General features: G+C 64.5%; 15 protein-coding genes. 11 read left to right on the top strand and 4 right to left on the bottom strand.

Annotation, left to right across the window (positions count from 1 at the left end; all coding sequences use genetic code 11):
- The first annotated feature begins 33 nt into the window (after positions 1–33).
- From J2887_RS21465 to J2887_RS21415, 11 genes are all read left to right on the top strand, one after another.
- Positions 34–468 (top strand): MaoC family dehydratase, encoded by a 435-nt coding sequence (locus tag J2887_RS21465; protein ID WP_227173159.1) that lies wholly within the window; start codon positions 34–36, stop codon positions 466–468.
- Between the two features lie 12 nt (positions 469–480).
- Entirely contained in the window at positions 481–1,026 is a 546-nt protein-coding gene (locus tag J2887_RS21460; protein WP_227173158.1) for a hydrolase, read from the top strand.
- Between the two features lie 60 nt (positions 1,027–1,086).
- Positions 1,087–2,616, top strand: a complete 1,530-nt coding sequence (locus J2887_RS21455) for a PAS domain-containing sensor histidine kinase (RefSeq protein WP_227173157.1) — start codon at positions 1,087–1,089, stop codon at positions 2,614–2,616.
- Positions 2,617–2,629: 13 nt separating this feature from the next.
- Positions 2,630–3,265, top strand: coding sequence for a response regulator transcription factor (locus J2887_RS21450; RefSeq protein ID WP_227173156.1), 636 nt, complete (start codon positions 2,630–2,632; stop codon positions 3,263–3,265).
- 268 nt (positions 3,266–3,533) lie between these two features.
- On the top strand, positions 3,534–4,928 hold the full coding sequence (locus J2887_RS21445; protein WP_227173155.1) for a hypothetical protein: 1,395 nt from the start codon (positions 3,534–3,536) through the stop codon (positions 4,926–4,928).
- A 43-nt stretch (positions 4,929–4,971) separates the two neighbouring features.
- On the top strand, positions 4,972–6,597 hold the full coding sequence (locus J2887_RS21440) for a long-chain-fatty-acid--CoA ligase (RefSeq protein WP_227173154.1): 1,626 nt from the start codon (positions 4,972–4,974) through the stop codon (positions 6,595–6,597).
- A gap of 281 nt (positions 6,598–6,878) precedes the next feature.
- Positions 6,879–7,274 (top strand): PA2779 family protein, encoded by a 396-nt coding sequence (locus tag J2887_RS21435; protein ID WP_228752892.1) that lies wholly within the window; start codon positions 6,879–6,881, stop codon positions 7,272–7,274.
- 12 nt (positions 7,275–7,286) lie between these two features.
- On the top strand, positions 7,287–8,249 hold the full coding sequence (locus tag J2887_RS21430; RefSeq protein ID WP_227173152.1) for a PA2778 family cysteine peptidase: 963 nt from the start codon (positions 7,287–7,289) through the stop codon (positions 8,247–8,249).
- A gap of 94 nt (positions 8,250–8,343) precedes the next feature.
- Complete coding sequence (locus J2887_RS21425; RefSeq protein WP_227173151.1) at positions 8,344–9,186, top strand: AraC family transcriptional regulator; 843 nt, start codon at positions 8,344–8,346, stop codon at positions 9,184–9,186.
- A 40-nt stretch (positions 9,187–9,226) separates the two neighbouring features.
- Positions 9,227–9,949 carry an AzlC family ABC transporter permease gene (locus J2887_RS21420; protein WP_227173150.1) on the top strand — a complete coding sequence of 241 codons (723 nt, stop codon included), beginning with the start codon at positions 9,227–9,229 and terminating at the stop codon, positions 9,947–9,949.
- Positions 9,946–10,269 (top strand): AzlD domain-containing protein, encoded by a 324-nt coding sequence (locus tag J2887_RS21415; RefSeq protein ID WP_227173149.1) that lies wholly within the window; start codon positions 9,946–9,948, stop codon positions 10,267–10,269. The genes J2887_RS21420 and J2887_RS21415 overlap by 4 nt, the downstream gene beginning before the upstream one ends.
- 12 nt (positions 10,270–10,281) lie before the next feature.
- Here J2887_RS21415 and J2887_RS21410 read toward each other — a convergent pair whose 3' ends face one another.
- From J2887_RS21410 to J2887_RS21395, 4 genes are read right to left on the bottom strand one after another with little or no spacing between them, the layout of a single operon-like run.
- Positions 10,282–10,842: a TIGR00730 family Rossman fold protein gene (locus J2887_RS21410; RefSeq protein WP_227173148.1), complete on the bottom strand. Its 561-nt coding sequence runs from the start codon at positions 10,840–10,842 to the stop codon at positions 10,282–10,284.
- Between the two features lie 33 nt (positions 10,843–10,875).
- A complete protein-coding gene (locus J2887_RS21405; RefSeq protein ID WP_227173147.1) occupies positions 10,876–11,655 on the bottom strand; it encodes an SGNH/GDSL hydrolase family protein in 780 nt (259 codons plus the stop codon).
- 5 nt (positions 11,656–11,660) lie between these two features.
- Positions 11,661–12,335: a YoaK family protein gene (locus J2887_RS21400; RefSeq protein WP_227173146.1), complete on the bottom strand. Its 675-nt coding sequence runs from the start codon at positions 12,333–12,335 to the stop codon at positions 11,661–11,663.
- Between the two features lie 40 nt (positions 12,336–12,375).
- The gene (locus J2887_RS21395; RefSeq protein WP_227173145.1) at positions 12,376–13,413 is read right to left on the bottom strand and encodes a GlxA family transcriptional regulator; all 1,038 of its coding nucleotides are present in this window, start codon (positions 13,411–13,413) and stop codon (positions 12,376–12,378) included.
- Positions 13,414–13,498 lie beyond the last annotated feature (85 nt).

The following is a 13,498-nucleotide window of genomic DNA, read 5'->3' as shown; positions in this document are numbered from 1 at the left end:
GCGAATGGATCAAACCTATGGAGACAATCAACCATGAATGACCTGCACGGTTACTATCTTGAAGACCTGTCCATTGGCATGAGCGCCAGCTATGCCAAGACCATCACCGAAGCCGATGTGGTGCTGTTTGCCGGCATCAGTGGTGACGACAACCCGGTCCACCTCAACGTCGAGTACGCCAAGACCACCCCGTTCAAAGAGCGGATCGTCCACGGCATGTTCAGCGCGGCGCTGATTTCCGCAGTACTGGGCACCCGTCTGCCGGGACCGGGCGCGATCTACGTCGACCAGGAGATCAAGTTCAAGGCCCCGGTACACATCGGTGATACCGTGGTGGCCAGCGCCGAGGTGGTAGAGATCAACGAACAACGCCGCCGGGTCAAACTGAAGACCGTCTGCAAGGTGGGTGACAAGGTGGTTGCCGAAGGCTACGCCACCAACATGGTGGACCGTCGTCCGGCGGAGTAAGGGGAGATGACTATGCTGTTGGATAGCAAACAATCGATTCTGGTGGTAGTCGACGTCCAGGCCCGGCTGCTGCCGGGTGTTCAGGACAACGACACCCTGGTCAAACACTGCGACTGGCTGGTTCGCCTGGCCCAGCTGGCCGAGGTGCCGGTAATCGGTTCCGAGCAGTACCCACAAGGCCTGGGCCACACCGAAGAGAGCTTGCAGGCCCGCATCGGCGAGGCCAACCTGTACGGCAAGACCACCTTTTCCTGCATCGACGACGAAGGCTTTGCCGCCCGCTTTGAGCAGGAAGGCCGGCAGCAGGTGGTGTTGTGTGGCATGGAATCCCAGGCCTGCGTGCTACAGTCCGCGCTGCGGCTGAAGGAAACCGGCGCCGACGTGTTCGTGGTAGCCGACGCCATTTCTGCCCGCAATCATCGCGATACCGAGATCACCCTGCGCCGCCTGGAACAGGCCGGTGTCACCCTGGTGACCCGGGAAATGGTGGGCTTTGAGTGGATTCGCCGCTCCGACGCCCCGGCCTTCAAGACGTTCAGCAAGGACTTCCTGCGCTGATCGCCACCACCTGGCCCGGGTTGGCATCGCGCAACCCGGCCAGGCTGGACCAGGAGAACCATGAAGACCCGAACACCCGAAGAAGGCTATTCCGCGCTGACCGACGACGCCGAGCGCAATCGCCTGCTGGCGGAAATGGCGGAACAGTCCACCGACATGATATCCCGCCACACCCCCGATGACTGGCGCTTCATTTATGCCTCGCCGGCGGTGACCCATCTATTGGGCTACAGCGTGCAGGAAATCGTGGGCATGTCGGCCTACGATCTCTACCACCCGGACGACGTTGAAGACTTCAAGCGTCGGGCGCCCAGCGTCAACTACGACCGCGGCCTGTACACCCACACCTACCGTTTTCGCTGCAAGGATGGTCACTACACCTGGCTGGAAAGCACCAGTCGCACCATCCGCGACCCGGATTCCGGCGCCATTCGCGAGATCCTGGTGGTGTCGCGGGATGCCAGTCACCGCATCAAGGCCGACAAGGCCAACCGACGCCTGGCGCGGGTGCTGGAGAGCACCCAGGATCTGGTGCTGTTTGTCCATCTCGATCACACCCTGTCCCACCTCAACGAGGCCGCCCGCCGCGCCCTGGGCCTGGAACAGCAAGACTACACTGCCTTTCCCCTGCACCGGCTGGTGTCCGAACGGGGCAACGAACTGCTGGTTCAGGAGGCCTTTCCGGCAGCGCTGGCGCGGGGCCAGTGGCGGGGAGAGCTGGCCCTGACCAGCCGTGACGGCCGGCCGCTGCCAGTGATGCTGGAACTGCTGGCCCACCGTTCACTGCACGGTGATGTCGAGTACTTCTCCCTGGTGGCCCACGACCTCAGCGAGAAAAAGGCCGCCGAACAGCAGCTCAAGGCCTACCGGGAGGAACTCGACCACGCCGGCCGCCTGGTCACCATGGGCGAGCTGGCCTCCAGCCTGGCCCACGAACTCAACCAGCCCCTGGCCGCGATGGTCAACTTTCTGCGCGGGGTGGAACGCCGCTTTGCCGGCCACGACGCCCTCAGCTGGGCCGATATCGAGCTGCCCATCACCCGCTCCATCAACACCGCGCTGCGGGCCGGCGAGATCATTCACCGGATGATGGACTTTACCCGCAAACAGGAGCCGGTGATCGAAGCCCTAGACCTGACTGCGCTGATCGGCGACCTGTGTGATTTCTGCGAGTCCACCGCCGAGCGTCACAACGTCCAACTGGTCAACCGGGTCGACCAGTCCATGCCGGCGGTGCGGGGCGACAAGATCCAGCTGGAACAGGTGATCCTCAACCTGCTGGTCAATGCCATTGAGGCCAGTCGTCGTGACGACGACAGCAGCGCTGCGATGGTGGAGATCACCGCCGAGCGCTTCGATCACGGCCACCTGATGGTCCGCGTCACCGACCAGGGTGGCGGCATACCACCGGAGGCCATGACCCGTATTTTCGAGCGCTTCTACTCCACCAAGTCCAGCGGTCTGGGGATGGGGCTGGCGATCAGCCGCTCTTTGGTGGAAAATCTCGGGGGTGAACTGTGGGCCGACAACCTGCCCGGCGGCGGTGCCCGCTTCTCGTTCACCCTCACGATTGATTCACCCCCAACATGACCAGACAGGCTCGATGAACTCCACCAATCACGACCAGACCGTCTTTGTCATCGACGATGATCCCGATGTCCGCGATTCGCTTCAGTGGCTGCTGGAGTCCGTCGGCCTGACGGTACGCACGTTCGAGGACGCGATGGCGTTCTTCGAGAACTACCGGCCCGGCGACAGCGGTTGCCTGGTGATGGACGTCCGCATGCCCGGCATGAGTGGCATCAATGCCCAGAAGAAATTGCCGGAGTACCGCATCGATCTGCCGGTGATCATGATTTCCGCCCACGGCAATGTCGACATGGCGGTGACCGCCCTGACCCAGGGCGCCCTGACCTTCATCGAGAAACCGTTCGATGACCAGGTCCTGATCGACCACGTCCACAACGCCCTTACCCTGGACCGGGAACGCCATCAGAAACAGCGCTCGCAATCCCAGATCCAGCAGCGTTACGACAGTCTCACCCGGCGGGAAAAACAGGTGCTGGCGCTGATCGTCCAGGGCATGTCCAACCAGGAGGCGGCCGACGACCTGGGCATCAACCGCAAGACCGTGGAAGGCCATCGCGCCCACATGATGACCAAAATGACGGTGGATTCCCTGGCCGAGCTGGTGCAGATCGCCATCGCCCTGGGCATTGTCGAAGGTTACACCGGCTAAGACAGTCCCCGCTGGCGGAACCGCCCGGTTCCACCCTCCCGGAACCCCATCTGCGACATTCGCTGGCGGCCATTCAGGCCGCCGGCCCGCCCCTGCCTGCAAGCGCCATTTCCAGCGACATCATACTTTCAGCCAGATTGAGAGTATCCACTCATAAAACCAAGTAAATACCATTGCTTTTAACCGTATTAGTGCCTAGGATCGGGAGTGGCCGTGAATCATTCTCGCCGGCCGTCTCACACACAATCGTGGATGGAGAACAACAACAATGTCCCTCAAGCAACGCCCGGACGGTGCCGAACAGCCGTCCATGCTCGGCGCACTCAAGCTCCGCATACCGCTGGTGCATTACAAGCTGGAGATTCCGGACATCCTCCAGGGGGTGATCCTGTGCGTGGTGCCTCTGGGCATCACCGCACTGATGACCGACATTCTCGGCATTCCCTTCGAGGTTGCCGTCGCCTTCGTGCTGCTGAACAACTTCCTCTACCTGCTGCACACCCACTTCGGGGACCCGGCGGTGTCCGGCTGGATCACCGCCGGGATTCCGCTGTACATCGCCTTCCTGTCCGGATACCCGGAGGGGGACGCGCGAATACTCGCCCTGATTGCGCTACAGATCACGGTCGCGGTGCTGTTCCTCGGGCTCGGCATCTTCAAGGGGGCCGACGCCATGGTGCGCAAGATGCCGATGTCGCTGAAGGCCGGCATCCTGATTGGCGCCGGGATCTCGGCGGTGATGGGGGAGTTCGGCGCCGACGGTCGGGTCTGGACCATGCCGATCACCATCCTGTCCGGCGCCGCGCTGGGCTTCTTCATGCTGTTCTCGGAAACCGCCGCGCCGCTGCGGGCCCGCTATGGCTTCTTCCGCTTCGTGGCCCAGTACGGCATCGCCATTCCGTTCATCCTGGCCTACGTGTTCGGCATCCTCATCGGTGAAGTGCCGGTGCCGCAGGTGGAGTGGGGCTTCACCGCCATCCCCATCGGCGACATCATCCGGGACTACAGCGTCTTCGGTCTCGGCCTGCCGCCGCTGCAGTACTTCATCGACGCCCTGCCGCTGGCGCTGGCGGCGTACATCATCGCCTTCGGCGACATCCTGGTGGTGGACTCCCTGTTCAAGAACGCCGACGGCGTGCGCAAGGACGAGAAACTGGTGTTCAGCCCCCGCCGCAACAGCATCATCGTGGGCATCCGCAACCTGATCCACGGTCTGCTGGCCCCGTTCATCAGCCTCTCCGGCCCGGCCTGGACCGGCGGTCAGGCACTGGTGATCAACCGTTACATGAACAATCCCCGCAAGGCCATGGACAGCTACTGGGGCGGCGCCACCAGCATCTACTGGGGCATGAGCATCGCGCTGATTCTGGTGCCGGTGATTACCCTGCTCAAGCCCGGTCTCAATATCGGCATGGCACTGACCCTGCTGATTCAGGGTTACCTCTGCGGCTACCTGGCCATCGAGATGCTGGAACGGCAAAGTAACCTGCAGCGGGGCGTGGCCGTCATCGTCGGTGCCATCCTGGCCACCAAGGGCGCGGCCTGGGGTCTGGGTACCGGCCTGGTACTGTGGCTGGTACTGGAGAAGAACTGGTTCGCTACCGCTCCCGCGCCGGCAAAGGAACAACCGGATGCCGGGGACGCCGCCACCGAACAGGGCTGAGCGGCCCCCCGATCGCAGACACAACAACAAGAGGCTCACTTGCATGGACAACCTGTACGAAACCGGCCTGGCGGCCAACACCGCCAACCACACACCGCTGTCGCCGGTCACTTTTCTGGAGCGTACCGCCCTGGCCCATCCCAATCGCCTGGCGGTGATCCACGGTGAGGTACGACGGACCTGGGCCGAGACCCACCGTCGCTGCCTGAAGATGGCGTCGGCACTGCGCAAGCTTGGGGTGCGCCGTGGCGACACCGTCGCCGCCCTGCTGCCAAACGTGCCGGAAATGCTGGAACTGCATTTCGCGGTACCGATGATCGGCGCCGTGCTCAACACCCAGAACACCCGGCTCGATGCCAAGACCATGACCTTCATGCTCAACCACAGCCGGGCGCGGATCTTCTTCACCGACCGGGAATTCAGCGACCGCGCCCGGGCGGCGCTGGAAGGCTGTGACGCCAAACCGACGGTGATCGACGTGGATGACCCCAGCTTCGATGGTGGCGAGGCCCTGGGCACCATGACCTACGACCAGCTGCTGGCCACCGGTGATGACGATTTCCAGTGGCAGCCGCCGGAAGACGAGTGGCAGGCCATCACCCTCAATTACACCTCCGGCACCACCGGCAACCCCAAGGGGGTGGTCTACCACCACCGCGGCGCCTACCTGAATGCCCTGAGTAACGTGATTGGCTTTGGCCTGCCCTCCGGTGCGGTGTATCTGTGGACGTTGCCGATGTTCCACTGCAACGGCTGGTGTTACCCCTGGGCGGTCACCGCGGTGGGTGGCACCCATGTCTGCCTGCGCCAGCCCCACCCGGAGCCGGTGTACGATGCCATCGCCAACCACGGCGTCACCCACTTCTGCGCCGCACCGGTGGTGCTGAACATGCTGATCAACGCCCCGGAAGAGCTGCGCAAGCCGTTTGACCAGGCCGTCACCGTGGCCACCGGCGGTGCCGCGCCCCCAGCCGCCACCATCGAAGCGATGGAAGGCCTGGGCATGAAGGTGGTGCACCTGTATGGCCTCACCGAGACCTATGGCCCCAGTCTGGTGTGTGATTTCCAGGACGACTGGCAGGACCTGTCCCTCAAGGACCGGGCCGCCAAGATGGCACGCCAGGGCATCCTGTCGCTGTCGATGACCGACATGATGGTGGCCGACCCCAATACCCTGGCCCCGGTCCCCCGTGACGGCACCACCATCGGCGAGCTGTTCGTGCGTGGCAACAGTGTGATGAAGGGCTATCTCAGCAACCCGGATGAAACCCACAAAGCGTTCGCTGGCGGCTGGTTCCACACCGGTGATCTGGGGGTCTGGCACGAGGACGGCTACGTCGAGATCAAGGACCGCTCCAAGGACATCATCATCTCCGGGGGCGAGAACATCTCCACCCTGGAAGTGGAGAGCACCCTCTATGATCACCCCGCCGTGCTGGAAGCGGCGGTGGTGGCGGCGCCGGACGATCACTGGGGGGAAATCCCCTGTGCCTTTATCACCCTCAAGCGGGGCCATGAGCATCTGGGTCAGGACGACATCGTCGCCCACTGCCGCGCCAATCTGGCCGGCTTCAAGGTACCCAAACGGATCATCTTCTCCGAAGAACTGCCGAAGACATCCACCGGCAAACTGCAGAAACACGTCCTGAGAAGTCAGCTGACGTCCTGACCTCCCCTTCGGTGGCCCTCCCCCGGCGCACCCTGCGCCGGCCGGGCTTCCGGCAGCACCCTGTTCCCCGGAGCTCGCCTCCGGGGCTTTTTTATGTTCACCAGATGACCAATCCCTCATCGAACGGTAACCACCGGAACCGGGGCAATCCAGCAGAACCTGTATACACTTGGGGTATATATCGGCAGTTCGGGACAGGACGCTCGCTGTCACCTGCAGTCACAGACCTCCCGGGACGAGTCCGCAGTCCTTGAGATCCGGAGAAGGGGGAGCCCAACATGATCATTGCCACCCGAACCATTCGCCAACTGGCGCCACTGTTATGTCTGGCCTTGCTGGCCAGCATGCTCACCGTGCCGGCCCAGGCCGCCATCGTCGGCACCGGCGAACTGATCCAGCAGCAACACCAGACACAGTCCCGCGCGTCCCTGAGTCAGGCGCTGTCCCAGGACGACGTGCGTCAGTCCCTCAAAGCCCTTGGTGTGAGTGAAGACCAGGTGCAGCAACGCATCGACCGGCTCACCCCGGCGGAGCTCGCATCTTTCAACCAGCAGCTCAACGAAGCCCCCGCCGGCGAGGGCGTCGTGGGCGTCATCGTGCTGTTTGTGCTGGTCTTCATCATCACCGACATGCTCTGCGCCACGGACCTGTTCCCGTTCGTGAACTGCATTCGCTGATCGGCGACCGTGATGGTACGAGGTTTTCTGCTCGCCGGCCTGGTGGTGGCAACGCTGCTTACGGGCTGCGCCAGCCAGCCCTGGCCCAGCACGGTCCGGGAGCCGGCACCGGCAGCACACCAGCTGGCGGTGCCGTTCCACCCCCAGACGCGCTACCAGTGCGGGCCGGCAGCACTGGCGATGATGCTGAACGACCAGGGGATTGGCGCCACGCCGGATGCGCTGGTGGAACGGGTGTATCTACCAGGGCGACAGGGGTCACTGCAGCTCGATATGGTCGCCACCGCACGGCAGGAAGGTCTGCTGGTTCACCCGCTGGCGCCGGATTTCCAGGCCCTGCTGAGCGAGATTGACGCCGGTCACCCGGTGCTGGTCTTGCAGAATCTCGGGCTGCGATGGTGGCCCCAGTGGCATTATGCGGTGGTAACAGGTTATGACGTCGAGGCGGATGTGCTGATCCTGCATTCCGGGGTCAACGCCAACTATCGGTTGCCAAGGCCAGCTTTTCTTGCCACCTGGGAGCGCGCGAAGCGCTGGGCCCGGGTCATGCTGACGCCCGACCAGGTACCGGCGACCACCACACCACTGGCGTTCCTCGCCAGTGCCCATGACCTGGAAGCGACCGGACAACTGGAGGCGGCACGCGAGGCCTACCGCACCGCGCTGTACCACTGGCCGGATCAGGCCGCGGCCCGACTCGGGCTTGGCAACGTAGCCTATCAGCAGCAGGACTGGGACCTGGCCCGGCAGCACTACGCCCGATTGACCCGGGCATTTCCGGAACTGGGTGCCGGTTGGCACAACCTGGCAGAAACCCTGGAACAACAGCAGTGCCCCCAGGCGGCCAGCCAGGCCCGCGCCTGCGCCTACCGCCACGACCCCAACCGCTTTCCCCAGCTGCCGGCCGGTCACCAGCCGGGGCAGGATCGCAACGGCTGTCCGCCACCCCCCTCCTGCCTGCCCAAGGCCCAATAGATCAACGAATGAGGCAGACGGAACCCTGGCCGCAATTTTCTACAAGACAAGCGTGGGCGACTGTGGTGCACTGGCGTGATTCAGGACAGGTCCGATGAAAGAGAACGCTGACTACGCCAATGCCCCGGTACTGGGTGGGCTGGAACTGTTGAACGCCCACTACTACCGCCAGAACTTCGCCCGCCACACCCACGAGGGCTATACCGTGGCGGTGATCGAGCACGGTGCCCAACGGTTCTACCGCACCGGAGACCAGCACCTGGCGGACCAGGACAGCATCATTCTGGTGAACGCCGACGATGTCCACACCGGCCAGTCGGCCACCGATTATGGCTGGGCCTATCGCGCCATGTACCCGACCCCGAAGCAGTTCCAGCACGTCGGCCGTGAGCTGTTCCAGGGTCGCGATGGCGTGCCCTATTTTCCCCAGGCGGTGGTGCAGGACCCGGAACTGGCGGCCCAGTTGCGACTGGTGTTCAGTCACCTGCGGGACAGCCACGACCGCTTGCTCAATGAAACCCTGCTGTACTCGGTGATGACCCGCCTGGTCGCCCGCCATTCCCGCAGCCGCCACAGCTTCCGTGAGGGTAAGGCGCCAAGCCGCGCCCTGCAGCTGGTGAAGGAATTTCTTGACGATTTCCCCGCCGCCGATGCCGCGCTGGAGGACCTGGCCCGGCTGGCCGACCTCAGCCCCTACTATCTGGTCCGCCAGTTCCGCCGCCACTACGGCCTGCCACCTCACGCCTACCAGGTGCAGAACCGCCTGCGGCTGGCACGCACGCTGCTGCGGCAGGGCCAGGCCCCGGCGAGCGTGGCCATCGACTGCGGGTTCCACGACCAGAGCCACCTGACCACCCATTTCAAGCGGGCCATGGGCGTCGCGCCCGGCCAGTACGCCCGCCAGAGCAAGATGCTACAAGCCAGCGGCTCTCGGTGATGCCAACCTCGACAGATTCGAGATGTTGCCGGAGTCCAAAATGTCGAGTGTATCTGCTGTTGCCCCACCCTATCCGCCCGCTCGCCAGGCGCTGGCGGATATTCTGCCGCTGTCGCTGGCGGTGGTGCCCTGGGGCCTGCTGTGCGGTTCCCTGGCGCTGCAGGCCGGGCTCAATCCCTGGCAGGCCCAGTGCCTGTCACTACTGGTGTTTGCCGGCGCCGCGCAACTGGCGGCCATCGGCCTGATCAGCGGCGGTGTCGGGGCCCCCGGCCCGATTCTCTCCAGCACCGCGATCGTCAGCGCCCGCCACCTGCTGTATTCAGCAGTGTTGCGACAGGATGTGCGCGAGCAGCCACTGCGCTGGCGACTGGGGCTGGCCTTCCTGCTGACTGACGAGCTGTTCGTGGTGGTGCAGGCCTACCGCCAGCGCCACGGCCGCTTTCATCGCGGCTACGCCCTGGCGGCGGGGCTGACGTTCTACCTGATCTGGAACCTCGCCACCCTGGCGGGCATCGTCCTGGGACAGTCGGTGGCGGGGCTGGAGAGGTTTGGCTTCGACTTCGCGATTGCAGCGATCTTCCTGGCCATGGTGGTTCCCCAGGTCACATCATCGGCGGCGCTGGCGGCGACCCTGACCAGTGCCCTGGTCGCCGTCGCCTGCCACTTGCTGGCAGTGCCCCTGGGTCTGCTGATTGCCAGTGTCGCCGGCATGGCCGTGGGTTACGGCGGTTCACGGTCCGCCTCAGAGGGAGCCACGACATGATGATGTGGACCCTGCTGGCGGCCATGGCGCTGGTGACCTTCGGCTTCCGTTTCGCCTTCTTTGCCGGTTTTGTCACTCTGACGCCGGGACCGCGCCTGCAACGGCTGCTGTCGTTTTCCGCCCCCTGCGTGCTGACGGCAATGGCCACCCCCATTGCGGTGGCGCCCCATGGCGCGCTGTGGCTGACACCGGACAGTCCCTATCTGGTGGGCGGCGGCGTCGCGGTGGTGCTGGCGGGCCTGCGCTGTTCGCTACTGTGGGTGGTGGTGCTCAGTCTCACCACCTTTGCCGGCTTACGCTGGCTGACGCTGATGCCCTGAGCGGCCGGGGGATCAGCTCCACTTGCGGGCCGGAGGCTGGTAGGCCCGCAGGGCATCCACCAGCGGCGCCGGCTCACTGGCGACGATCAGCATCTCGGCATGGGTCGGTGACAGAAACCCTTCGCCGGTCATCCGGTCGACGAAATCAAGCAGCGCGTCGTAGTAGCCGCAGACGTTGTAGAGGGCACAGGGTTTGCGGTGATAGCCCAGTTGACCCCAGGTCCAGGCCTCGAACAGCTCCTCCAGGGTACCGGGACCACCCGGCAGGGCAATGTAGGCATCGGCCAGCTCGGCCATGCGCGCCTTGCGCTGGTGCATGGTGGCCACCACGTCCAGGTGAGTCAGCCCCGGGTGGGCCAGCTCCCGGTCTTTCAGGGCTTCGGGAATCACCCCATGGACCTCACCGCCAGCCGCCAGTACCGCATCAGCCACCGTGCCCATCAGCCCTACCTTGCCACCACCAAAGACCAGGTTGATGCCCTGCTCCCCGAGGTACTGCCCCAGGGCCTGGGCGGCCTCAACGTAATCGGGGTTATGACCGGAACTGGAACCGCAATAGACTGCCACTTGCATCGTCTGTGTCTTCCTTCGCTGATGGGCGGGCGGCTATTCTGCCAACGCCGCCGGGGTTACGCCAGAGAGTGCGCTAGAGGATGCGCCAGAGGGCGCGCCAGAGAGAGCCTTGACGTGCAGGTCAGCCAGCAATTCAGCGCCGTGTTGGCCCCACAGCGCGTAAGCGGCCTCACCGGGGTGGAAACCATCACTCGCCATCAGACCCGGCTCGAACGGGAACGGCACCTGCAACAGACTGCAGCCGCCGGTATCCCGACAGAACTGCGCCAGCGCCTGGTTGAGCTGACCCGCACGGCGCCCCAGGTACCACCGCAGGGGCTGCGGCAGGGCCGGAAACTGGTGCATTGGCGGTATCGCGGTGAACACCACCTCACGCACCCCGAAACGCTGTTGCAACAGGCCGGTCAGTTGCTGCAGATGACGGTGCCATTGCCGCAGCGTGGTGCGGCCGGTAACGTCATTGACGCCCACCGACACCAGCGCCAGATCGAACGGTCGCGGCGATTGCGCCGCCAGCCGGTCGCAGACATCGGCACTGCTGTCACCGGTGCGGGCCAGCAACTGCCAGCGCACCTGAAATCGCTGCGCCAACGCCTGGACCAGCTGGCCGGACAACGCCTGGGTCTGAACCCGGGTGCCCACGCCGGCAGCAGCAGAATCACCCACCATCAGCACCGCCAGCGGCGTCCCCGATCCGGACACTCCCTCGCGCGGCCCATCCGGCTCCGGCAGGCGCGGCGTGTCCCGCCGCACCCGTCGGCCCTGCCACAGCAACCAGGGCAGCAACAGCAATGTCGTCAGCGGGTAGAGCATGGGACTTACTCCTCTTGCACGGGGCGCTGGCGCAGGCGGTAGCCCCAATACACCACGGCCAGCAACAGGGTGCCGGCCGCCGGCACGATCAGCGCCAGGAAGTGCCAGTGCCGGAACGCCATCGCACCCACCGCGCCGCCGGTGATGAAACCGGCGATCAGCAGCAGGTAAAGACCGATCCGGCGCCGGTCGATGGGGTGCCCCCGCAGGCGGGCGCCGAGCATGGTGCCCAGATCGGTGAACAGGCCGGAGACGTGGGTGGTGCGAACAATGGCGCCGCTGTAGGTACTCACCATGCCGTTCTGCAACCCGCACGCCGCCGACGCCAGCAAATGCCCCAGGGTTGAGCCCTGCTGCAACACCACCATCGCCAGCAACAACAGCGCTGCCTCCAGGCACAGCGCCACGCTGTAACGACGCCCCAGCCGCAGTGCCACATTGCCCACCAGGGCACCACTGAGCAGCGCCCCCAGCACGAAGCACAGCATGATCAGCAGCAAGTGCACGGTCACCGACAGGTTGAGATCCACCAGGGCCAGGGCCACCAGACTGGACGTGCCGGTGAGGTGGGACACGGCCTGATGCTCAAAACCCAGCAAGCCGATGGCATTGACCGCACCGGCCACCAGCGCCAGCCAGAAACCGCCAATTTCAACCCATCGTGGAAGCTGTCGGATCACCGCCTAAACACCCGTCGCCAACAATTCGAAGGCGACCAGTCTACCCGATTTCATCCGCCGCTGCGGCCCGCTGGCTGACCGGTTCCGGTGTGAGGTAGCTGAAACGACGACGGTACTGTTCCATGGTGCAGCCCACGGTACGCTTGAACAGGCGGCGGAAGGAGCTGGTGTCCTCATAACCCACCTGCCAGATGATCTGGGCGGTCTGGGTACGGGTCGATTCCAGCAGGTGCTTGGCGGCTTCCACCCGCAGTTGCTGCAGGTACGCCAGTGGGGTGTCGCCGGTGGCGTCCTTGAAACGGCGCTTGAACGTTCGCGGCCCCAGGCCGGCCTGGGCCGCCACCTCATCAATCACGATGGTTTCGGCGTAGTGCTGGTCCATCCAGACCTGGGCCTTGCGAACCGCCTCGTCCTGATGGGACTGCTGACCAAAGAATCCCATGTAGGGGGTCTGTTCCCGGCGCCGGCCATCGAGCACCAGCAGCTTGCTGCAGGCAAGGGCAATGGCCGGCGATACCAGGCGCTCCACCAGATACAGGCACAGATCCACGTAGGCCGAGGCGCCACCGGCACAGACCACTTGGCCGTTGTCCACCAGCAGGTGATCCTCCTCCAGCCGCAGGGTCGGGTAGCGTTGCCGGAACTGGGCGGCAGCGCGCCAGTGGGTGGTGGTCACCTGGCCCTCCAGCAGACCGGCCTCGGCAAGGACAAAGCTGCCGGTACAGACGCTGGCAATCAGCGCACCACGACGATGGCAGTCCTGCAGCCAGGCCAGGGCCGGCTCGGTTGCCACCAGGTATTGCTCCAGCTGCGCCGGCGCCGATACCGCTTCTATGCCGGACCCCACCACCACCAGATCCGGCGTCAGCTCCATACGCCGGGCGGTGGGTACCACCGTGGCGCCACTGTAGGCCTGCACCGGCTGATCATCCAGGGTCACGATCTGGCAATCAAACCGGGTCGCGGGATTACCGCCGGACTTGCAACTGCAATAGGTGGCGGTGGTGAAAAAATCCATCACCCCGTGAATGCCGGTGGCGTGGCAGTGAGGCAACGCGAGAACCGCAACAGTGATCATGAGCCATGTCCCATTTCGCACCAAGAGTGTCAAATATGACACTCCAGCTCACCCACCACAAGCCCTAATCTGAACCTGTCAGCCA

Origin of the sequence: Marinobacter sp. CA1, from assembly GCF_020546665.1 — a bacterium.
Lineage (GTDB): Bacteria > Pseudomonadota > Gammaproteobacteria > Pseudomonadales > Oleiphilaceae > Marinobacter > Marinobacter xestospongiae.
This window is presented reverse-complemented; position numbering and strand designations above follow the sequence as displayed.

What these genes read in the sequence shown, in the direction of transcription:
- J2887_RS21425 (WP_227173151.1), top strand. Translation starts at nt 8,344, where the DNA reads ATGAAAGAGAACGCTGACTACGCCAATGCCCCGGTACTGGGTGGGCTG.
- J2887_RS21405 (WP_227173147.1), bottom strand. Translation starts at nt 11,655, where the DNA reads ATGCTCTACCCGCTGACGACATTGCTGTTGCTGCCCTGGTTGCTGTGG.
- J2887_RS21445 (WP_227173155.1), top strand. Translation starts at nt 3,534, where the DNA reads ATGTCCCTCAAGCAACGCCCGGACGGTGCCGAACAGCCGTCCATGCTC.
- J2887_RS21430 (WP_227173152.1), top strand. Translation starts at nt 7,287, where the DNA reads ATGGTACGAGGTTTTCTGCTCGCCGGCCTGGTGGTGGCAACGCTGCTT.
- J2887_RS21415 (WP_227173149.1), top strand. Translation starts at nt 9,946, where the DNA reads ATGATGATGTGGACCCTGCTGGCGGCCATGGCGCTGGTGACCTTCGGC.
- J2887_RS21460 (WP_227173158.1), top strand. Translation starts at nt 481, where the DNA reads ATGCTGTTGGATAGCAAACAATCGATTCTGGTGGTAGTCGACGTCCAG.
- J2887_RS21440 (WP_227173154.1), top strand. Translation starts at nt 4,972, where the DNA reads ATGGACAACCTGTACGAAACCGGCCTGGCGGCCAACACCGCCAACCAC.
- J2887_RS21455 (WP_227173157.1), top strand. Translation starts at nt 1,087, where the DNA reads ATGAAGACCCGAACACCCGAAGAAGGCTATTCCGCGCTGACCGACGAC.
- J2887_RS21395 (WP_227173145.1), bottom strand. Translation starts at nt 13,413, where the DNA reads ATGATCACTGTTGCGGTTCTCGCGTTGCCTCACTGCCACGCCACCGGC.
- J2887_RS21410 (WP_227173148.1), bottom strand. Translation starts at nt 10,842, where the DNA reads ATGCAAGTGGCAGTCTATTGCGGTTCCAGTTCCGGTCATAACCCCGAT.
- J2887_RS21450 (WP_227173156.1), top strand. Translation starts at nt 2,630, where the DNA reads ATGAACTCCACCAATCACGACCAGACCGTCTTTGTCATCGACGATGAT.
- J2887_RS21420 (WP_227173150.1), top strand. Translation starts at nt 9,227, where the DNA reads ATGTCGAGTGTATCTGCTGTTGCCCCACCCTATCCGCCCGCTCGCCAG.
- J2887_RS21465 (WP_227173159.1), top strand. Translation starts at nt 34, where the DNA reads ATGAATGACCTGCACGGTTACTATCTTGAAGACCTGTCCATTGGCATG.